The organism is Streptomyces bullii (assembly GCF_042657145.1).
Classification (GTDB): Bacteria; Actinomycetota; Actinomycetes; order Streptomycetales; family Streptomycetaceae; genus Streptomyces; species Streptomyces bullii.
Genome location: NZ_JBHSNY010000005.1, coordinates 102,729 through 122,805, shown reverse-complemented (window position 1 = coordinate 122,805; position 20,077 = coordinate 102,729). Strand labels below are relative to the sequence as shown.

Sequence of the window (20,077 nt, the reverse complement as noted above, 5' to 3'; positions counted from 1 at the left end):
TCCTCGGTCCTCGGCCCCCGTCGTCCACCTAGGAGACTCCGCATGCGGAAGATACTCGTCGTCGGAGCCGGCCAGTCCGGTCTCCAGCTCGCCCTCGGCCTCCAGTCGCACGGGTACGAGGTCACCCTGATGTCCAACCGGACCGCGGACGAGATCCGCACCGGCCGGGTCATGTCGACGCAGTGCATGTTCCACACCGCCCTGCAGCACGAGCGCGATCTCCAGCTGAACTTCTGGGAATCGCAGGCCCCGAAGATCGAGGGGCTCGGCGTCTCGGTCGCCGCCCCCGGCTCCTGGGCCGAGGGCCCCGCGGCCCGTGCCATCGACTGGGTGGGCACGCTGGACGGGTTCGCTCAGTCGGTCGACCAGCGGGTGAAGATGGCCGGCTGGATGGAGACGTTCGCGCAGCGCGGCGGCCAGCTGGTCATCCACGGCGCCGCCGTCGGCGACCTCGACTACTTCTCCCGCACCTACGACCTCGTGCTCGTCTCCGCGGGCAAGGGCGAGCTGGTGCAGATGTTCGCCCGCGACCCGGAGCGGTCCCCCTACAGCGAGCCGCAGCGCGCGCTGGCGGTGTCGTACGTCCACGGCCTCGGCCCGCGTCCCGAGCACCCCGGCATGGAAGCGGTCCGCTGCAACCTCGTCCCCGGGGTCGGCGAGCTGTTCGTCATGCCGTGCCTGACCACCTCCGGCCGCGCCGACATCCTGTTCTGGGAGGGCATACCCGGCGGCCCGCTCGACGTCTTCCACGGCGTCAAGGACCCGGCCGAGCACCTCTCCCTGACGCTGGAACTCATGGAGCGGTACGTCCCCTGGGAGTACGCGCGAGCCACCAAGGTGGAGCTGACCGACGCGGGCGGCACGCTCTCCGGCCGTTACGCCCCGACCGTCCGCAACCCGATCGGTCGGCTGCCCGGCGGCGGCCTGGTCCTCGGCGTCGCCGACGTGGTCGTCGCCAACGACCCGATCACGGGCCAGGGCTCCAACTCGGCGTCCAAGTGCGCGGCCGCCTACCTCGCCTCCATCCTCGAACGCGGCGACAAGCCGTTCGACGAGGAGTGGATGCAGGCGACCTTCGACCGCTACTGGGCCACCGCCCAGCACGTCACCAAGTGGACGAACGCGATGCTGGCCCCGCCGCCCGAGCACGTCCTGAACCTGGTCGGCGCGGGCGGGGAGATCCAGGCGGTCGCCGACCGCTTCGCCAACGGCTTCAACGACCCGGCCGACTTCGAGAACTTCTTCTACGAGCCGGAGAAGACGCAGGCCTACCTGGCCGAGGTGTCCGGCGCGGGCGCCGCGTAACCGGAGTACCCCTCGTCGGACCCCTCCGTGGCACCCTCGGGGAGCTCCGGCGGCGCGTACCGCCGCACGGGCTCCCCGCCGGGGTCGGGGCGTACGGCGCCCAGCACCGGGTTGGCCGCGATGGGGGAGACCTTCACCCTCGTGCCGGGACGGGGCGCCTGGACGACCATCCCGTCGCCGAGGTACAGCGCCACGTGCGTGGCCTCGGGGAAGTAGACCACCAGGTCACCGGGCCTGAGCTCGCTCAGCGGGACGCGTTCGAGCTCCTCCCACTGCTCCTGACTGGTGCGCGGGACGGGCGTCCCCGCGTGCCGCCACGCCTCGGAGGTCAGCCCCGAGCAGTCGTACGCCCCCGGTCCCTCCGCCCCCCACTCGTACGGCTTGCCCAGCTGCGCCACGGCGTAACGCACGGCCAGGTCGCCCTGCCTGGACGGCTTGCGCTGCGCGCTCTGGCTGCCGAGCGCTCCGGAGGCCATGAACGCCTGCTGCGCCTTGGCGATCCCGCTCCTCTCCGCCTCGGCGAGGGCGGTGAGCTGGTCGTCGCCGAGGGAGGCGAGCAGTTCCTCGACCTCGCGGAGCCGGTCGCGGACGTCGTCCCGTTGCTTCTTGTGCCGTGCGGCCAGCGCCTGTTGCGCGTCGAGCGCCTTGCGGGCCTTGCGGGCCAGCTCGTCGGTCCTGCGCTCGGTGACCTCCAGCCGACCGACCGTCTCGGCCCGCTGCCGCGCCACCCGCCCGATCACATGGCCCTGGTCGAGCGCGCGCTGCGGATCGCGGGCGAGCAGCAGCTGCACGTACGGGGAGATGCCGGTGCTGCTCTGGTACTGCTGCCGGGCCAGCCGGCCCGCGTCGCCGCGGCTGTCGTGCAGGGAGAGCCGGGCACGGGCCAGGGCCCGGTCCAGCCGCCGCGCCTCGGCGCGCTTCTTCTTCAGCTTCTCCTCGGTGGCGTTGTAGGTCTCGGTGGCCTTCTCGGCCTCCCGGTACAGCCGCTGAAGCTGCGTCAGCATGTCGGAGACGGACTGGTCACCGGGATCGCCCGGCTCGCGTGTGGCCGTGGCGGGCTCCGGTGCGGCTGTGGCGGGCACGGGTGCGAGGACCGTGCCGGTCGCCAGTGCCGCCGTACAGACCAGACGTACAAGCCTTCCTGACACGCCATCACCTCCGGTGGGGGGAGCGGCTCACGCGCATCCGCGCAGTGCGCAACCGCGCAGTGCTCAGCCGTTCCTCAGACGTTTCGCGAGCCGTTCGGCCCTTTCGCACCGTGAGCATGAGACGGGTGCGCGCGGTCCGCGCGCCGGGTGTGCGCGGTTCGGCGCAACGGGGTCACCCGTCGGCGTCGTCCGGCTTGCCGCGCGGCGTGGCGTCTGGATCGGTGTCCGGCCCGGCGTCCGGCGTGGTGTCCGGCTTGGACCAGGGCCACTTCGAGCGGCGGGTCGGTCCGCCCCCGGGGTCGTACGCGTACTTCCAGCCGCGAGTCAGCCCGAGCCTGCTCTGCCCCCGGGGGACGCGGCGGTAGACGAGCACGGTGGGTGGCCCGCCCTCGGGGTCGGGGACGGGGATGCGGTACGTCTTGGGCGGGTGCCCGGTGATCCCCAGCAGCACGGGCAGGACGCGGCCGTCCATGGGCCCGCCCTCGAAGGGGGTGTCTTCGCTCTTCACGGCACCAGTGTCAGCCATCCGCCAGGACGGCCCGGACCAGCGCGTCGGTCTGCGGGTCGCGGCGCGCGGTCACCGACAGCACGGCCACGAACTGCTCGACCAGCCAGTCCCGCAGCTCCTCGGCGGGCGGCTGCTTGTCCTCGTCGAGCCAGATGAGCGAGGCCGCCTCGACGGCGGTGATCCACATCCTGATGGTCATCCGCAGGCGTGGGCCCGGGTCGGTGACCTGGAGATGGCTGATGATGTGGTCGGCGGCGGCCCGGCGCACGCCGTCCACGATGGCGGTCGTACGGGAGGTCTCCACGACGCTGCCGCCCTGGAGCAGGGCGCTGAAGCCGGTGTCGTGCTGGTCGACGAAGGCGAGGTACCGGTCGAGGGCGCGGGACAGACGGGGGAGCAGCGGGCCCTGGCGCGGCTCGTCGAAGCAGTGCTGGAGCTCCTCGGCGGCGGACCGGAGAGCGGCCTCGTACAGCTGCTGCTTGCCGCCCGGGAAGTACCGGTACACCAGCGGCCGCGACACCCCTGCGGTCTCCGCCACGTCGTCCAGGGACACGTCCTCGGGCGCGTGGTTCGCGAAGAGCGACAGCGCGGCGGCGAGCAGCTGGCTGCGGCGTTCCTCGACGCTCAGGCGCCGGTAGGCGGGGGTGGGCGCGGCGGGTGTCATGCCCGGCAGCGTAATCCCTCCGGTGGGCGGGCCGGGTGCCTGTGGCGGCCTGCACGGCTTCGGTGGGGGTGCTGTAGCGCCTGCGCGCGGTCGGTGGGCGGGGTCCGCGCCGGGGCGTCCGTCCTCGGTCTGCCGCACGGTGTCCACGGGAATGCCGGGCCGTGCCCGGCAGCCGCCGCGGGCGGGACACCCCCCGACGCGTCCCCTTCCCGCCGTGGCCGGCTGCGAGCGCTCCCGCCCAGAGCCGCGGGCGCCCGTGCCTCCTGGCGCGGCACGGGTGGGTGCGCACCCTGCCGTGCCGGGTTGCGCACCCACCCGGCCTCGGTACCGGAGCCCGGTGCTCGGAACGGACTCCTACGCCAGCAGACCGGACGACCGCCACAAGCGTCGCCCCACGCCCCGCAACACCCCGATGTCATCGAGGAAGTCGGTCAACCGCCTCGCCCCGTTCTGCATGACCTCCCGCCGATGCCCGCTCGCCCGCACCTGCGCGACGGCCTCCCGCTTGTCCAGCCCCACGTTCGTGTACACCTCCGGATTCACGAACGCCACGGAGAACACCCGCGCGAACTCCCCGGAGGTGATCCGCGTGAACTCCTGGGACCACTTCGGCGCCGTGACCATCTGGCGCCGCAGCTCCTCGCGGGCGTACCGCACATGACGCGCCTCCTCGACGACGTGGATGCGCGTGACGCCCCGGATCAGCGGCTGCACCCGCTCGTCGGGGAACGTCAGCCGCTGCATCCAGTCGAGCACCTCCTCCCCGAGCAGCGTCGCCGTGAAGGAGCCGGGTGTGGTGGAGATCGTCTTGAACAGCCGTCCCAGGTGCTGGTGGACCCGGCTGACGGGGTACCACGGGGTGTCCCCGTGGGAGATCAGCCGCGCGAACATCTTCGAGTGCCGGCACTCGTCCTCGATCTCGGTCAGCGCGTAGCGGACGTGCGCGCTCGTCGCCGCCTTGTCGTAGATGTGCCGCACCAGCAGCTGCATCAGGATGATCTCGAACCAGATCCCCAGGGACGCCAGCGCGGCGGCCTCGTGCTGGGACAGCAGGATCCGCTGCTCCTCGCTCATCCGCTTCCACAGCGGCGTGTCGTACAGCGACACCAGCTCCGGCGGCCAGAACCACTTCCCCTCCTCGAAAGGCGCGTCCCAGTCCAGTTCCTTGTCGGGGTCGAAGGAGTGCTTGGCGGAAGAGTCGAGCAGCCGTTGGGCCACCTGCTCCCGGTCCTTGAGCAGACCGAGTGCGTCGCGCAGGCCGTCGAGCGCGTCGGCTTCCGTCAGGGTCGTCATGGCTGTCCCACCTGTCCCACCTCGTCGTACGGGATCGCGTCCGCGTCCGGCTTGCCCGCGGTCGGTCGCAGCACTTATGAGACTGCTTGTCAGCAAGCTCGTCAATCCCCCGGGCACGACTTGTTGACTCGGCGTCTACCGCGTGTGAGCCTGCGGGACATGCCGACCTTCGACCTGTACACCGAGCACCCGGGCGATCCCCGGTGGCAGGTGCCCGCCACCGGCGCGGCCCGCTTCAGCTGGGAGTACGACGACGGCCGTGACCGTCTGCTGGCCCTGTACCAGAAGGGCAAGGACAAGCAGTGGGACGGCCTGAAGCGGATCGACTGGGAGCTGGAAGTCGATCCGTACGATCCGCTGGGCACCCCCGACGAAGCCATGTCCCTGTACGGCACGAAGCACTGGGCGAAGCTGAGCGACAAGAACAAGGCGGAGCTGCGCCGGCACTACGCCTCCTGGCAGTTCAGCCAGTTCCTGCACGGCGAGCAGGGCGCGATGATCTGCGCGGCGCGGATCGTGGAGTCGGTGCCCGACCTGGACGCCAAGTTCTACTCGGCGACCCAGACCATGGACGAGGCCCGGCACGCCGAGATCTACGGCCGCTTCCTGCACGAGAAGATCGGGCTGGTCTACCCGGTCAACGACAACCTCCAGTCGCTGCTGGGCGACACCCTGCGCGACTCGCGCTGGGACATGCCGTACCTCGGGATGCAGGTCCTGATCGAGGGGCTCGCCCTGGCCGCCTTCGGCATGATCCGGGACACGACGGACAAGCCCCTGCCGAAGCAGATCCTCGCCTACGTCATGCAGGACGAGGCCCGGCACGTGGCCTTCGGACGCATGGCGCTGCGCGACTACTACCGGCAGCTCACGGACGCGGAGCTGCGGGAGCGCGAGGAGTTCGTCATCGAGGGCTGCTACCTGATGCGCGACCGGCTGCGCGGGGTCGAGGTCCTGGAGAACTTCGGCGTCCCGAGGGCCGAGGCCGAGTCCTACAGCGAGCAGTCGGAGTTCCTCGCTCTCTTCCGCAAGCTCCTCTTCAGCCGCATCGTCCCCTGCGCCAAGGACATCGGCCTGTGGGGCAAGCGCCTCCAGCAGGCCTACGTCGACATGGGCGTCCTGGAGCTCGGCGACACCGACCTCGACCTGCTGATGAACCAGGACGAGGAGATCGCCGAGAAGCTGGACGCGGAGCGGTTCGCGGCGGAGGAGAAGGAGCGGGTGACGGAGGTGCGGGAGGCCATCGAGGAGGGCCGACGCCTCACCGGCTGATCACCCGATCGCCGGGCGGAACGGCGACCGCCCCCTACGGCCTGACCGGCGTCTGCCCTGACCGGCTCCGGCCGACCGTGCCGCTCCCCGCCGCAACCGGCCTCACCGCCGCCGACCGCTGCGGCTAGACCGAACAGCCCAGCCCCTCCGGCACCGTTCCGAGCACCGGCTCCGACACCCCCGGCGGGAACGACGTCCGCAGGGTGAACGCGTACGGCGTCGGGCCGTGGGTGCGCAGGTGGAGCAGGCGGGACTCCGCCTCCGCCACCGTCGGCCGGTGCCCGGCGGGGACCCACCACAGCGCCGTCACCGCCTCCTGGAGCTTCTCGAACCACTCACGGCGGCGCGCCAGCATCTCCCGGTGCCGGCCCTGGTACATGTACGCCGTCAGGGCGTCGACGTCCCGCCACACCGTCATGTTGACGATCAGCCAGGAGTCACCGAACACCGGCACGTCCGTCGCGTTGCCCGAGTCGCCCTTCAGGCGCCAGACGAAGCCGTCGGCCGCGTCCGCGTCGGCGTTCACCGGATCGAGATTGTCGACGAAGTCCTTCAACTGCGGGGAATCCAGCGGCGCTTTGAGGCGCGAGATGTTGACCTGGGCGAGTTCGAAGGCGGCTGCGTCAGTCATGACCGAACGTTAGGTCGGGGCGGGTGCCGGGTGGTAGCCCCGTCTCACGAGTCGAGAACCGCCTTCATCACCGCCCGCGCGATCGGCGCCGCGTCGCCGCCGCCGCTGATCTCCCCGCGGTCGGCGTCCGCGTCCTCCACGACCACCGCGACCGCCACCCTCGGCTCCAGGTCGTCCCGGCCCTGCGCCCAGGACACGAACCAGGCGTACGGGATGCCGGAGTTGCCCAGGCCGTGCTGTGCCGTGCCGGTCTTGCCGCCGACGACCGCGCCGCGGATGGCGGCGTTGGTGCCGGTGCCCCGCTCCACCACGTCCCGCATCAGGGCGCGCAGGCGCACGGCGGTCGACGGGTACATCGCCTGCCGCACGGGGCGCGATCCGGCCGTCATCAGGGTGGCGCCGCCGGCCCGCAGCGTCCGCTCCACCAGGTACGGCCGCCGCAGTTGCCCGCCGTTGGCGACGGCCGCCGCGACCATCGCCATCTGCAGCGGCGTGGCCCGCGTGTTGTACTGCCCGAGCGACGACAGCGCGAGCTGCGCCCGGTCCAGCGAGGTGTCGAAGGTGGACCGCGCCACCGGGAACGGCACGCCCAGGTCCCCGTCGTTGAAGCCGAAGGCGTGCGCCGTGGCCGTCATGTCCGCCACGCCCACCTCCACCCCGAGCTTGGCGAACACGGTGTTGCACGAGAACGTGAACGCGTCGCGCACGGAGACCTCCGCGCAGCCCCTGGACTCGTTCGTCAGCGCGGTCGACGTACCGGGGAGGGTGTACCGGTCGGGGGCGTCGGTCGGCGCGTCCAGGTCCCTGACCACGCCCGCGTCCAGCGCCGCCGCCGCGGTGACCACCTTGAACGTCGAACCCGGTGGATACGTCTGCCCTACCGCCCTGTTGAGCATCGGCTTGTCCGGGTCGGCGTTCAGCCGCGCCCAGGAGCGGGCCACCGCCGCCCCGTTGCCGGACAGCACCCCGGGGTCGTAGGAAGGGGCGGACACCAGGGCCAGGATCCGGCCGGTGGACGGCTCCAGGGCGGCCACCGCGCCCTTGCGGCCGGCGAGTCCCCGAAACGCCGCCCGCTGAGCGGCCGGGTTCAGGGTCGTCACGACGTCACCGCCCTGGCTGCGGGAGCGCGTGAAGTCGTTCCACAGCGGGAACGGCGCCAGCAGCGGGTCCGTGCCGGACAAAACGGGGTCCTCGGTGTGCTCCAGGAACGCCGTGCCGTACAGCTGCGAGGAGAAACCGGTGACGGGCGCGTACAACGGGCCGTCGCTGTAGGTCCGTTCGTAGCGGAGCTGCTCGCCGGTGTCCCGGGAGCCGGTGACCGGCCGGCCGCCGACCAGGATGTCGCCGCGCGGCTGCGCGTACCGGGCGATGTCCGGGCGGCGGTTCGCGGCGTTGCCGTCCAGGGACTCGGCCTGGAGCACCTGGACGCGGGTGGCGTTGAGCAGCAGCGCGATCAGCAGCAGGGCGCAGAAGACGGCGGCGTGCTGGATGTGCCGGGTCAACGGGCCTCCCCGTGTCGCGCGGGAGGTGCCGAGGGGCTCATGAGACGGTCCGCCCGTCGCTCTGCCGCCGGGCCGAGTCGCTCACCCGCACCAGCAGCGCCACGATCGCCCAGTTGGTGACCACCGACGAACCGCCCTGCGCCAGGAACGGCATCGCCATGCCGGTCAGCGGGATCAGCCCGGTCACCCCGCCCGCGATGACGAACACCTGGAGCGCCACGATCGAGGCGAGCCCGACGGCCAGCAGCCGTCCGAAGGGGTCGCGGATCGCCAGGCCCGCCCGGAAACCGCGCTCCACGAGCAGTCCGTACAGCAGGAAGATCGCGGACAGACCGGCCAGGCCCAGCTCCTCGCCCGCCGTGGCGAGGATGAAGTCCGACTTGACGGCGAAGCCGATGAGGACGGAGTGGCCGAGCCCCAGCCCGGTGCCGAGCATCCCGCCCTCCGCGAAGGCGAACAGCGACTGCGCGAGCTGGTTGGGTCCCTGACCGGCCTCGATCGACGCGAACGGGTGCAGCCAGGTGTCGATGCGGCTGTGGACGTGGGGTTCCAGCCGGCCCACCGCGACCGCGCCCAGCGCCGCCAGCAGTAGCCCGACGGCGATCCAGCCGGTGCGGCCGGTGGCGACGTACAGCAGGACGACGAACAGGCCGAAGAAGAGCAGCGAGGTGCCCAGGTCGCGCTCCAGGACCAGTACGCCGACGCTCACCAGCCAGACGGCGACGATGGGGCCCAGGACACGGCCGGTGGGCAGTTGGAGCTTCCACACGCGGCGGCCGGTGTAGGCGAGGGCGCTGCGGTTCGCGGCCAGGTAGGCGGCGAAGAACACCGCGAGGAGCACCTTCGCGAACTCGCCGGGCTGGATGGAGAATCCGGCGATCCGGATCCAGATGCGGGCGCCGTTCACGGCGGGGAAGAGGATCGGCAGCGTGAGCAGCACGAGCGCGGCGGCGACGCAGACGTACGCGTAGCGCTGGAGAACCCGGTAGTCGCGCAGCAGCAGCACGACCACGATGAACAGCGCCACGCCCAGCGTCGACCACACCAGTTGCGCCGGAGCCGCCCGGTCGCCCGGCGTCTGCAGGTCGAGCCGGTAGATCAGCACCAGACCCAGGCCGTTGAGCAGCACGCCGATCGGCAGGAGGAGGGGATCGGCGTAGGGGGCGCGCAGGCGGACCGCGAGATGCGCCAGCAGCGCGAGGACGCCCAATCCGGCACCGTACCCGGCGGCGCCGGGTGGAACGGCACCGGTCCTGGCCAGGCCGACGGCGCAGTAGCCGTACACGGACAGCAGGACGGCCAGGAGGATGAGGGCGACTTCGATGCCGCGGCGCCGGGGGAGGCGTGCGGCAGGCGCGGGCGGGTCCGCCGTCGCCAGGGTGATTCCGGCCTTGCTCATGTCCGGAACTTACCCAAATGGCAGTCCTTGTGCGCTTCCGTCAATCACGCCAGCGTGGCGCGGGGCGGAAACGGGCGCTCAGGGACGCGCGGTTCAGCCTTCCGGCGGGGGCATGCGCAGCGTCAGGGTCGCCACCGCCCCGCCGTCCGGCGCGTTCGCGAACTCCAGCCGGGCCCCCAGCACCTCCGCCTGGCCCAGCGCGATGGTCAGCCCGAGCCCGTGGCCCTTCGCGCCGCCCTCCGTGCGGAACCGTTGCGGCCCGTGTGCGACGAGGTACTCCGGATAGCCGTCCCCGTGGTCCCGTACGGTGACCACCGGCCCGTCGACGGTCAGCACCACCGGTGGCCGCCCGTGCCGGTGCGCGTTCGCGACGAGATTGCCGAGCACCCGCTCCAGCCGCCGCCGGTCCGTCTCCACCGCCACGTCCCGTACGACCCTGACCTCGGTGCCGGCCCCCGACGCCCGCACCACCCGCTCGGCCAGCGGCCCCAGATGCTCGGTGTCCAGCTCCAGCCGTTCCCGCCCGGTGTCCAGACGGGAGATCTCCAGCAGGTCCTCGGTGAGGGTGCGCAGTGCCGCCACCCGGTCCTGGACCAGTTCGGTCGGCCGGCCCGGCGGCAGCAGCTCGGCCGCCGCGTGCAGCCCGGTCAGCGGGGTGCGCAGTTCGTGCGCCACGTCCGCGGTGAACCGCTGCTCGGCGAGCAGCTTGCCCTGCAGCGACGCGGCCATGGAGTCCAGCGCGGCGGCGACCGCGGCCACCTCGTCCTGCGGACGCGCCGGATCCTTCGCACGGGGACCCGTGCCCGTACGGGGGTCGTGGACGCGTGCGTCCAGGTCGCCCGCGCTGATCCGCCGGGCCACCCGGGCCGTGGTGTGCAGCCGCCGGGTCACCCGGGTCACCGCGAAGGCGCCCACCAGCAGCGTCGCCCCGATGGCCAGCCCCGACGACCACAGGATCGCCCGGTCCAGACCGCTGATCGTGCGGGCCTGCTGCGAGTAGTCGATCTCCACGGCCAGCGCCCGCCCGCCGTCGGCGGGCCCCGCCGCCCACATCGTGGGGCGCCCGCGGTACTCGGCGACCATCGTGCCCCGCCGACCGGTCACCGCCAGCGTCCGCAGCGAGGCGGGCAGCCCCGCCGGATCGAGCCCGGCGCCCGGCATCAGCGAGTCCCCGGCCTCGTACGCCTTCGTCGCCTCCGTGAGCCGCTGCAGCGCGCGGTCCCGGGCCTGGCCGACGGTCTGGTTGGTCACCTGGACGTGCACGAGGACGCCGAGCAGGGCGGCCAGGGCGCAGCACATCACGGTGATGAACACCGCGGCCTTCGCCGTGAGCGTCGCCGCCCACTGGGGGAGGACGAGCCTGGACAGGGCCCTCACCGCGGGCTCGGCGAGGGGGAGGGGGCCTTGGCGGACGGGTGCCGGGAGGGGTGCGTCCGGGGGCCGGTGCGGAGCATCTCGTCGTGGGTGAGCAGCATCGCGCGCTGCTCCCGGTCCCACGTCCAGGTCAGCCGGTACTCGTACCCCGCCACCTCGGACGGCGAGCGGATGATCACCGACCGCCCGGCCAGCTCGACGCCGCTGAGGGCGTCGTCCCACGCCATCACCCGCAGGAGCCGGTGCTCGTCGACGGTGTAGACCCGCACCGCGGTGGTCCGGCCCGGCAGCAGCCGGAAGCCCAGCGTCAGCTCGTCGCGCCCGTCGCCGGTCAGGTCCCGGTAGTACGGCTCGAGAACCGGGCACCGGCCCTTGTCGGGGCCCTGGCCGCAGTCGGCCATCCGGCGGGCCGTCTCCCGGTACGGCCCCTTCGCCAGGTCGTAGTCGCCCGGAGCCGCGGCGATCTCGGCCCGTACGACCGCGACCGGGTCCACCCGGCGGATGTCGTCCCCGGGGACGGTGATGCCCTTCACGACCTCGGTGTCCACCTCGCCGATGACGAACGCCGGGCTCGACGCCGGCGTCAGCTCCGGCCACAGCCGGGCCGGGCCCACCGCCGTCGGCGCCGCCCCGGCGCCCTGCAACCCGCCCGCGTCCCCGCAGCCCACGGCGACCGCCAGCAGCACGCAGACCAGGGCGGTACGGAGGGCCAGGCGCGAGGGGCGGCGGCTGCGGGGCACGGTTCTCCTGCGGGTCGGGGCGGGCGTGCCCTTGCTGGCGGGGCGGCCGGGGGCCGCGGTGGCCGGGCGGCCGGTCCCCTGGGTGCGGGGCGGGCGGGGCCCTGGGGCGGGGCGGGCGGGGCCCGTACACCTTATTCGCGAGGAAGTCCTATTTGCGTCCCGGGTGGGCCGTACAGAGGTCCCGGACCCGCGGCGCACCGGTTCATTCGGCCAGTTCCTCCAGCAGCCGGGCCGTGGCCAGACCCGCCCGCAGGTACTCGACGAACAACGCGTTGTGCAGCGCCCAGGGGGAGCGGCGGGCCCGGATCAACCGGATCGCCGCGTCGGCGGAGCCGCCCTGCCGCATCAGCGCGTGCGCCACGACCAGCCCCGAGCGGTTGTAGCCGTGGTAACAGCGCACGAGGACCCTGCGCCCCTCCTCCAGCGCCTCGCACGCCGCCTCGGCCAGCCGTATCACCCCGGCGAGCTGCGTCCCGTCGAGCGGCCCGTCCGGGATGGGCCACACATGGTGCTCGACACCCGGACCGGGCCCGTGCCCCGGCAGTCGCAGCAGCGTCTGCACGAGATCGAACTCGTCACGGACCACGGCGAGCTCCAGCCGCCCCGTCTCGCCCTGGAACTGGTGCCCGCCCATCCACAGACCGGGGACGATCTCACTCCACGGACTGTCCGGGGCCGGTACGTCGGGTTGTTTCCCGCGGGTCCGCAACGGCGCCTCCCACCATCACCGCCCAACTCCATCCAAAGGTAACCGGCTTCTTGCCCCCGCAGCACCCCGCCTGTTCCCATGGTCATGGGGTGATGGTGCATGAGCGGACTGCGCGTCATACCGACCTGGCGGCACGGCCGGGAACGGCTCTACGTCTGCCTCCCGGACGGCCGCAACATCGCCTGGTACGACCGTGAGGCGGCCCGGGTCAACCTGCTCAGCGAGGACCGGGCCGAGGACGTCCTGGAGGCGCTGGGCCCCTTCGTCACCGGCGACGTGACCGTCGGCCCGCCCCCGGTGCCCACCCCCGCCGAGCTCGCCCGTCTCGCACTGCACCCGGACGACGACCTGGCCCCCAACCGCCCCGGCGAGGCCCTGCTGGTCGCCCTCGACCGCGCCCCCGGCCCGGCCCACCGCCTGCGCCCCGACCCGCGCCGCCGGGCCCTGGAGGCGGAACAGACCGTCGGTGACGCCCTGGACCACCTGGACGGCGCGGGCTGGCACGCCCTGCACTCCGTCCCGCTGCCCGGCGGCGACCGCATCCACCACCTGGTCATCGGCCCCGGCGGACTCTTCGCCGTCCACACGCTGTACGCCCGTAAGCAGCGCGTGACGCTCACCGACCCCCTGGTCACCCTGGGCCGCCGCGAGCCGCGCCCCCTCCTGCGCCGCGTCCGCGCCGACGCCGACCGCGCCTCCTACGCCCTGACCGCCGAGGTGCGCCCCGTACTGGCCCTGGTGGGCGCCTCGGACGTCTCGTCCGCCGTCCCGCCGCGTGACGTCCGCGTCCTGGCGGACACCGACCTCGGGGACCTCGCCCACCTGGGCGGAGTGCTCAAGCCGGCCGACGTGGAGGCACTGCACGCGATGGCACGGGACCGCAACACGTGGACGCGGGTGTGAGACCGGGGCCGGAGCCGGCCCGACGGGCCACCGGGCAAGGGCTGGTGGGAGCGGGCCCCAGGAGACTCTGGGAGACCACGAGCAGACCGTGTGAGACACCCCTCAGGGTGTGATCACAGGGCAGCAGCTCGCAGGCTGGTCTCAAGGCAGCGGACCGGCATGCTCCGGATCGAGCAGCGGAGCGAGGAGGTCGCCGTAGTCCTGGACGCGCGGAGGCAGGTCCTGGGCGTGGAACGCCAGCTGACCGGGCGAGCGGCACTCCTCCACCTCCGCCCAGGTCACCGGCGCGGACACCAGCGGCTCCGGCCGGGCCCGCAGGGTGTACGGCGTGGCCGTGGTCTTCCGGGCGGCGTTCTGACTCCAGTCGACGAAGACCTTCCCGGGCCGCAGGCTCCGGGTCATGCGGTGCAGCACGAGCCGCGGCATGGCCTGCTCGGCCTCGACGGCCAGCCCCTTGGCGTACTCGGACGTCCGCTCGGAGGAGGCCCCGCGCACGGCGCCCAGCAGATGCAGCCCCTTGGACCCGGACGTCTTGGCGTACGCCTCGATCCCGTCCTCGGCCAGCCGCTCCCGCAGCCACAGCGCGACCTCGCAGCAGTGCACGATGGTGGCGGGCGTCCCGGGGTCGAGATCGAAGACGATCCGGTCGGCCTCCTGCGGGGTGTCGACCAGCCACTGGTGCGTGTGGAACTCGGTGACGAGGTTGGCCGCCCACATCAGACTCGGCAGATCCTGCACCACCACCATCCGTGACGGCCCCTCCACTCTCGGCACCTCCGCGGTGGTGACCCACTCGGGCGTACCCGGCGGCACGTTCTTCGTGAAGAACACCTGCCCGTCCGGCCCGTCCGGATACCGCAGGAAGGAAACGGCCCGGTCGCGCAGATGCGGCAGCAGGACCTCGGCGACGGTCGCGTAGTAGTGCAGCACCTCGCCCTTGGTGAAGCCGGTGGCGGGATACAGCACCTTCTCCAGATTGCTGAGCGGGACCCGCCGCCCCTCCACCTCTGTGATGGGAGCCATACGATGAGAATCCCACGCAAACCGATACGAATCCTGACAACAGTGACCGGCAGACGACCGGAAGACCACCGGAAGGGTGCTGCACGTGAGATCCATCTGGAACGGCGCCATCTCGTTCGGCCTGGTCAGCATCCCGATCAAGCTGGTGAACGCCACCGAGAGCCATTCGATCTCGTTCCGCCAGATCCACGAGGAGGACGGCGGCCGCATCCGTTACCGCAAGTTCTGCGAACTGGAGGACCGCGAGGTCAGCGGCGCGGAGATCGGCAAGGGCTACGAGGACGCGGACGGCACGGTCATCCCGATCACCGACGAGGACCTGTCCCACCTGCCCATCCCCACGGCCAAGACGATCGAGATCGTGGCCTTCGTCCCGGCGGACAGAATCGATCCGCTCCAGATGGACGCGGCGTACTACCTGGCGGCCGGCGGCGCCCCGGCCGCCAAGCCGTACACCCTCCTGAGGGAGGCCCTCAAGCGCAGCAACAAGGTGGCGATCGCGAAGTTCGCGCTGCGGGGACGCGAGCGCCTGGGCATGCTGCGGGTCGTCGGCGACGCGATCGCGATGCACGGCCTGCTCTGGCCCGACGAGGTCCGCGCCCCCGAGGGCATCGCCCCCGACACCGACGTCACGGTCCGCGACAAGGAACTGGACCTGGCGGACGCGTTGATGGACACCCTGGGCGAGGTGGACCTGGAGGACCTCCACGACGAGTACCGCGAGGCGCTGGAGGAGGTCATCGCCGCGAAGGCCGCCGGCGAGGTGCTGCCGGAGGCCCCCGAGCCCGCCCGGGGCGGCAAGGTCCTGGACCTGATGGCGGCCCTGGAGAAGAGCGTGCGCGCGGCCCGGGAGGCGCGGGGCGAGACGGCCGCGGGGGAGAAGGCCGAGGTCAAGCCGCTCCCCGAGCGCAAGACGGCACGGACGGCGCCCAAGCAGGCGGGCGGGAAGAAGTCCACCGCGAAGAAGACGGCGGCCAAGAAGACGACCGCGTCGGCGTCGGCGAAGAAGTCGACGGCGAGATCGACGGCGAAGTCGGGAGAGGGCGCGAAGAAGACGGCGGCCAAGAGCACCGCGAAGTCGACGACGTCGACGCCGAAATCGACGGCGAAGTCGACGGCGAAGAAGACGACGGCCAAGAAGGCGACGTCACGCAAGCGCAGCGCCTGACCGGTCACCACGTGCCGACACCGGCGCGCCCGGCGGCGACGCCGGAGCCGGAGCCAGAGTCTGAGACCGATCGGCTGTCTGCGCCGCCTCTGGCGTCCCCAGGAGCCCGGGAGCTGGACACGACTACCGGTACCGGTACCCTCGCGCCACCCGTCCCCGATCCGTAAGACCCGCCCCTTGAGATGCGGCGTAACGTGAAAAATGCCGCAACGTGCGAAGAGGGAGCGATCATGCAGATCTCCCAGCCACTACAACCAGCGGAAACACCGGGGACACCACCGCCGTCACCACCGAGACCACAGACACCCCTGGACCCGGCCAGGACGGAGGCGTTCGCCGGCGAAGTCGTCGACGTCCTCAACAAGGCCGCGCTCGCCCTGCTCACCAGCGTCGGCCACCAGTGCGGCCTGTTCGACACACTGGCCGGACTGCCACCCTCGACCAGTGCCGACATCGCCGAGGCGGCGGGCCTGGACGAACGCTACGTACGCGAGTGGCTGGGCGGCATGGTCGTCGGCGGCTTCCTGGAGTACGCGCCGCAGGGGCGCACCTACCGCCTCCCGCCGGAACACGCGGCCTCCCTCACCACCGCGGCGGGCCCCGACAACCTGGCCGGCATGATGCCCTACATCGCCATGATGGGCGAGGTCGAACAACAGGTCCTGCGCTGTTTCCGAGACGGCGGAGGCGTCCCGTACTCGGCCTACCCCCGCTTCCAGGCCCTCCAGGCCGAGGAGACCGCACGGGTCTACGACGAGGCCCTCGTGGACACGATCGTGCCGCTGGTACCGGGACTGCCCGAACGACTCCGCGCCGGCATCGACGTCCTCGACGTGGGCACCGGCCAGGGCCACGCCCCCGTCGTCCTGGCGAAGGCGTTCCCCGCCAGCCGCTTCCACGGCCTGGACCAGTCCGAGTCCGGCATCGCCGCCGCCCGCGCCGAAGCGACCCGCACCGGCCTCGACAACGTGCGCTTCACCCTCGGCGACTCGACGGACGTCACCGGCCTCTACGACCTGATCACCGCCTTCGACGTCATCCACGACCTGGCGAGACCGGCCGAGACCCTGGCAGCGATCGCACGGTCCCTCCGCCCCGACGGCACGTTCCTCATGGGCGACATAGCCGCGTCCAGCAGGCTGGAACAGAACGTCACCCACCCCTTCGGCCCCGCGCTCTACGGCTTCTCCGTCTTCTACTGCATGACAACGTCCCTCAGCACGGGCGGCGCGGGCCTGGGCACGGTATGGGGCAGCGAGACAGCGGTCCAGATGCTGGAGGACGCCGGCTTCGAGTCCATCACCATCAAGTCGGTGGAGGGCGATCCGATCAACGCGTACTACGTGGCGGGGAAGCACTGAGGGCGCCGGTGCCGGCGTCTCTCCGGCGGACCTGCGGCTCCGGGTGTCTGCGCCCGCGTTCGACCGCCAAGTCGGTATCCGGTGCTTCCCCGTGGTTCCCCGCACGACCTGGCACGACAGGAGATCGCCAACCGCAATGTCGAAAAGTCGAGCGCGAGAACGAGTGATGCCACACGCAAATCGACAGCCCCCAGCCTGCCTGCGGGCCGGGGTCTACGCCGTGTCTCGGCCGCGCGCTCTCGGCCGTTGGTTGCTGGCTGCACCTGCCGCGTCGTGTTGCGCCTCGCTGACGGACGGCCGCCCCAGGTGTTCCGTCCGGTTCGCGCTCTACGCCTGGGCCGACGGGCTGGCGACTCTCACGGTATGGGGGCTTTGAATGAGGAACCGCGGCGGCTGGGTGGTGGGCAGTCCCGCTGCCCGTACTGCGGACTGCTGCAGGACCGAGTCGCGACGCTCGAGCACGAATGGGTGCTGCTGGAACCGGACATGCGCCCGCTGGCTCATACGGTGCCGGCGGAGCATCGGTGGATCGAGCTGTCCGACGGGCGGGTGACGGTCTACGGGGTGTGTCCGCCCGATCAGTTCCAGCGGTGCCGGATCGAGCACGGTCTCGCCTGTCCGGCACAGCCTCTGCCGGATCTGTGGCCGTGGCTGACGAGCCTGCGAGGGGAGAACGCGCGGCGAGTGGAGCGGCAGAACGACCCGAAGCCGCCTCCGCCTCCTGAGCAATGGCCGCACGCCGGCTGACGGGCACGTCGAAACCTCGGAGCTGACAAGGGAAGATGCCCAATGGCCCGGCCCCTCCGAGCGACACCCGCCTGCACATACGCGAAGACCCCGACCGCAGCGTTTCCGCTGGTGACGGGGTCTTTGGGCACCTCATGCAGGGTGCCCCCGGCAGGATTCGAACCTGCGCACACGGCTCCGGAGGCCGTTGCTCTATCCCCTGAGCTACGGGGGCGTGTCCGTCGCGTTGCTCGCGGCGACGGGTAGAACACTACCAGCTCTGCCGGGGTGGTCATGAACGGGTTTCCGGCAGGTCCGGGCATGCGTCGGCGGCTCGCCATCGAGGGCGGCGCATGCCCGGGCGGCCAGAGGTGGCCATGACACCAACACGACCGAGTCCTCCCATGCCTCGGTCGCGTCGCGTCAGGGCGAAGTCCGCGTCCCTCGCACGGGGTGGAAGTGGGCAAAACCCGGACGCGGTGGCCGGTCCGGACCTACTCTCGAGTTGTGCCAGGCGCATCGGGCCGGGTTCTTGTTGTGGACGACAACAAGGTCATCCGGCAGTTGATCAGGGTCAACCTCGAGCTGGAGGGCCTCGAGGTCGTGACCGCGGCCGATGGTGCCGAGTGTCTGGAAGTCGTTCATCAGGTGCGGCCCGATGTCGTCACCCTCGATGTCGTCATGCCGCGGCTGGACGGGCTCAGCACCGCCGCGCGACTGCGTGCCGATCCCCGCACCCGCGATCTTCCCCTGGCCATCGTCAGCGCCTGTACGCAGCACGAGGTCGAGGCCGGGCTCGAGGTCGGCGTCGACGCCTTCCTGCCCAAGCCGTTCGAGCCCGCCGAGCTCGTGCGTCTCGTACGGCAGTTGGTCGAACGGCAGGTCGGTGGCGCGAAGGGCGACTCCTCGTTCGGGGGCGTCGTCGAGGTGGGGGAGGCCGAGCGGGCCGGGCAGGCCGGCGGTTGACAGGTGTCGGTCGGGGGCGCGTAGCCCAGCCCGTCCACATCCCGGACCCTCCGCAAACCGGCTCGCCTACCCACCCCCCTCCTCCCCTACGCTTGTCCCGTGACCCCCGTCGAGCTCTCGCGCACCGTGCTGCACGCCGTGCGTCGTGCTGTCGACGACGGGGAACTCAGCGTGACCGTTCCGCAGCGGGCCGTGGTCGCCCCGCCGGGGCCGGGAGGCTGTGGTGACTACGCCACCACGATCGCCCTGCAGCTCTCCAGGCCCGCCGGGCAGCTGCCGCGGCGTGTCGCCGAGATCCTCCGGCCGCGTCTCGCCGGGCTCGACGGCATCGCCGATGTCGTCGTCACCGGGCCCGGGTTCCTCAACATCAGCCTGCGGGACGCCGCGCCCGCAGCACTCGTACGGGAGATCCTCCGGGACGGCACCCGGTACGGGCACGCCACCTGGTCCGCCGAGCTCACCGAGCTCACCGAGCCCGCCGATCGGTGCGCGGCGGCCCCTGCCGGCCAGACCGTCGAGACCGCTCAGACGGCCATGACCCTCCAGGCCCCCCAGCACTTCCAGAACCGCCGGCGCAACCAGAACCCCTGGCCCAACCAGGCCCCCCAGCCCAACCAGACCCCCGCACCCAACCACGCCCCCCACCCCCCCCAAACCCTCACCCTCCACTCCCCCCACGAAGTCCGCGCCATCGTGGTCATGGACGCCCTCGCCCGGATCCTCCGTTCCCAGGGCGTCCTCGTCCGTACCGCTTACGTGGCCCGGCCCGAGCCGGAGTGGGAGGACCTTCTCGGAGTGCGTGCCGAAGCCGGCGGGCGGCCCGATGCCCCCGCCCACGCCCCCGTATCCGTAGCTCTCGACGTCGACGTCCGCCCCGTGCCCGCCCCGGCCGACCCGCTGCCGCTCGGTCGGGACGCCGCCCGGTGGGCCCTGCTGCATCCCGCCCCGCACGACCGGCCGCGGATCACCGACGACCACCTCGTGCAGCGCGAGAGCAACCCGCTCTTCCGCGTCCGGTACGCCCACGCCCGTACCCGGGCGCTCACCCGGAACGCCGCCGACCTCGGGTTCGGCGCGGAACCGGGCCCCGTCGCCTTGCGGGCCGGGAGCGCGGTGGCCGGCGTGGAAAGCCTCGTCGCCGCTCTCGGGGACCACCCCCGCGTCCTGGCTCACGCGGCAGCGCACCGCAGGCCCGACCGTCTCGCCCGGCACCTCGTCACCGTCGCCGATGCCGTGCTTCCCCTTCTCCCCGCCGTCCTGCCGCTGGGTGAGGAGAAACCCTCGGCCGCCCACCGTGCCCGGCTCGCCCTCGCCGAAGCCGCCGGGACGGTGCTGGCCGGCGGCCTGTCCCTGCTCGGCATCGACGCACCCGACCACCTCTGAAA

General features: G+C 72.2%; 19 protein-coding genes and 1 tRNA gene. 8 read left to right on the top strand and 12 right to left on the bottom strand.

Going from position 1 to position 20,077, the window contains the following annotated elements:
• Positions 1-42: 42 nt before the first annotated feature.
• A complete protein-coding gene (locus tag ACFPZJ_RS15200; RefSeq protein WP_381021469.1) occupies positions 43-1,305 on the top strand; it encodes a styrene monooxygenase/indole monooxygenase family protein in 1,263 nt (420 codons plus the stop codon).
• On the opposite strand, the gene ACFPZJ_RS15195 is transcribed toward ACFPZJ_RS15200, so the two are convergent.
• From ACFPZJ_RS15195 to ACFPZJ_RS15180, 4 genes are all read right to left on the bottom strand, one after another.
• Positions 1,269-2,453, bottom strand: a complete 1,185-nt coding sequence (locus tag ACFPZJ_RS15195; RefSeq protein WP_381021468.1) for a C40 family peptidase — start codon at positions 2,451-2,453, stop codon at positions 1,269-1,271. The two genes, ACFPZJ_RS15200 and ACFPZJ_RS15195, sit on opposite strands and share 37 nt — an antisense overlap.
• Positions 2,454-2,625: 172 nt before the next feature.
• The gene (locus ACFPZJ_RS15190) at positions 2,626-2,961 is read right to left on the bottom strand and encodes a hypothetical protein (RefSeq protein WP_381021466.1); all 336 of its coding nucleotides are present in this window, start codon (positions 2,959-2,961) and stop codon (positions 2,626-2,628) included.
• Positions 2,962-2,971: 10 nt separating this feature from the next.
• On the bottom strand, positions 2,972-3,625 hold the full coding sequence (locus tag ACFPZJ_RS15185; protein WP_381021465.1) for a TetR/AcrR family transcriptional regulator: 654 nt from the start codon (positions 3,623-3,625) through the stop codon (positions 2,972-2,974).
• A gap of 354 nt (positions 3,626-3,979) precedes the next feature.
• Positions 3,980-4,918, bottom strand: a complete 939-nt coding sequence (locus ACFPZJ_RS15180) for an AurF N-oxygenase family protein (protein ID WP_381021464.1) — start codon at positions 4,916-4,918, stop codon at positions 3,980-3,982.
• Between the two features lie 159 nt (positions 4,919-5,077).
• On the opposite strand from ACFPZJ_RS15180, the gene ACFPZJ_RS15175 reads away from it, so the two are divergent.
• Positions 5,078-6,190: a ferritin-like domain-containing protein gene (locus tag ACFPZJ_RS15175; RefSeq protein WP_381021462.1), complete on the top strand. Its 1,113-nt coding sequence runs from the start codon at positions 5,078-5,080 to the stop codon at positions 6,188-6,190.
• 124 nt (positions 6,191-6,314) lie between these two features.
• On the opposite strand, the gene ACFPZJ_RS15170 is transcribed toward ACFPZJ_RS15175, so the two are convergent.
• The 6 genes from ACFPZJ_RS15170 to ACFPZJ_RS15145 form a co-directional block, all read right to left on the bottom strand.
• Positions 6,315-6,821 carry a DUF3291 domain-containing protein gene (locus ACFPZJ_RS15170; RefSeq protein ID WP_381021461.1) on the bottom strand — a complete coding sequence of 169 codons (507 nt, stop codon included), beginning with the start codon at positions 6,819-6,821 and terminating at the stop codon, positions 6,315-6,317.
• 44 nt (positions 6,822-6,865) lie between these two features.
• The gene (locus ACFPZJ_RS15165; RefSeq protein WP_381021459.1) at positions 6,866-8,323 is read right to left on the bottom strand and encodes a penicillin-binding transpeptidase domain-containing protein; all 1,458 of its coding nucleotides are present in this window, start codon (positions 8,321-8,323) and stop codon (positions 6,866-6,868) included.
• A gap of 37 nt (positions 8,324-8,360) precedes the next feature.
• Positions 8,361-9,722 carry an FtsW/RodA/SpoVE family cell cycle protein gene (locus tag ACFPZJ_RS15160; RefSeq protein ID WP_381021458.1) on the bottom strand — a complete coding sequence of 454 codons (1,362 nt, stop codon included), beginning with the start codon at positions 9,720-9,722 and terminating at the stop codon, positions 8,361-8,363.
• A gap of 93 nt (positions 9,723-9,815) precedes the next feature.
• Positions 9,816-11,090, bottom strand: coding sequence for an ATP-binding protein (locus tag ACFPZJ_RS15155; RefSeq protein ID WP_381022127.1), 1,275 nt, complete (start codon positions 11,088-11,090; stop codon positions 9,816-9,818).
• A gap of 5 nt (positions 11,091-11,095) precedes the next feature.
• The gene (locus tag ACFPZJ_RS15150; RefSeq protein ID WP_381021457.1) at positions 11,096-11,836 is read right to left on the bottom strand and encodes a hypothetical protein; all 741 of its coding nucleotides are present in this window, start codon (positions 11,834-11,836) and stop codon (positions 11,096-11,098) included.
• Positions 11,837-12,038: 202 nt separating this feature from the next.
• Positions 12,039-12,545 carry a protein-tyrosine phosphatase family protein gene (locus ACFPZJ_RS15145; RefSeq protein ID WP_381021455.1) on the bottom strand — a complete coding sequence of 169 codons (507 nt, stop codon included), beginning with the start codon at positions 12,543-12,545 and terminating at the stop codon, positions 12,039-12,041.
• 99 nt (positions 12,546-12,644) lie between these two features.
• On the opposite strand from ACFPZJ_RS15145, the gene ACFPZJ_RS15140 reads away from it, so the two are divergent.
• On the top strand, positions 12,645-13,448 hold the full coding sequence (locus ACFPZJ_RS15140; protein ID WP_381021453.1) for a nuclease-related domain-containing protein: 804 nt from the start codon (positions 12,645-12,647) through the stop codon (positions 13,446-13,448).
• A 141-nt stretch (positions 13,449-13,589) separates the two neighbouring features.
• On the opposite strand, the gene ligD is transcribed toward ACFPZJ_RS15140, so the two are convergent.
• The gene (gene ligD / locus ACFPZJ_RS15135; protein ID WP_381021452.1) at positions 13,590-14,471 is read right to left on the bottom strand and encodes a non-homologous end-joining DNA ligase; all 882 of its coding nucleotides are present in this window, start codon (positions 14,469-14,471) and stop codon (positions 13,590-13,592) included.
• A gap of 85 nt (positions 14,472-14,556) precedes the next feature.
• On the opposite strand from ligD, the gene ku reads away from it, so the two are divergent.
• From ku to ACFPZJ_RS15120, 3 genes are all read left to right on the top strand, one after another.
• A complete protein-coding gene (gene ku, locus ACFPZJ_RS15130) occupies positions 14,557-15,639 on the top strand; it encodes a non-homologous end joining protein Ku (RefSeq protein ID WP_461095528.1) in 1,083 nt (360 codons plus the stop codon).
• A gap of 230 nt (positions 15,640-15,869) precedes the next feature.
• Positions 15,870-17,000 carry a class I SAM-dependent methyltransferase gene (locus tag ACFPZJ_RS15125; protein WP_381021449.1) on the top strand — a complete coding sequence of 377 codons (1,131 nt, stop codon included), beginning with the start codon at positions 15,870-15,872 and terminating at the stop codon, positions 16,998-17,000.
• A 363-nt stretch (positions 17,001-17,363) separates the two neighbouring features.
• A complete protein-coding gene (locus ACFPZJ_RS15120; RefSeq protein WP_381021447.1) occupies positions 17,364-17,747 on the top strand; it encodes a DUF6083 domain-containing protein in 384 nt (127 codons plus the stop codon).
• Between the two features lie 142 nt (positions 17,748-17,889).
• On the opposite strand, the gene ACFPZJ_RS15115 is transcribed toward ACFPZJ_RS15120, so the two are convergent.
• Positions 17,890-17,961 (bottom strand) — tRNA-Arg (locus ACFPZJ_RS15115).
• A 272-nt stretch (positions 17,962-18,233) separates the two neighbouring features.
• Between ACFPZJ_RS15115 and ACFPZJ_RS15110 the strand changes: the two genes are divergently transcribed.
• Positions 18,234-18,692 (top strand): response regulator, encoded by a 459-nt coding sequence (locus tag ACFPZJ_RS15110; protein WP_381021445.1) that lies wholly within the window; start codon positions 18,234-18,236, stop codon positions 18,690-18,692.
• Positions 18,693-18,791: 99 nt separating this feature from the next.
• Entirely contained in the window at positions 18,792-20,075 is a 1,284-nt protein-coding gene (gene nrtL / locus ACFPZJ_RS15105; protein WP_381021443.1) for an ArgS-related anticodon-binding protein NrtL, read from the top strand.
• Positions 20,076-20,077: the final 2 nt, after the last annotated feature.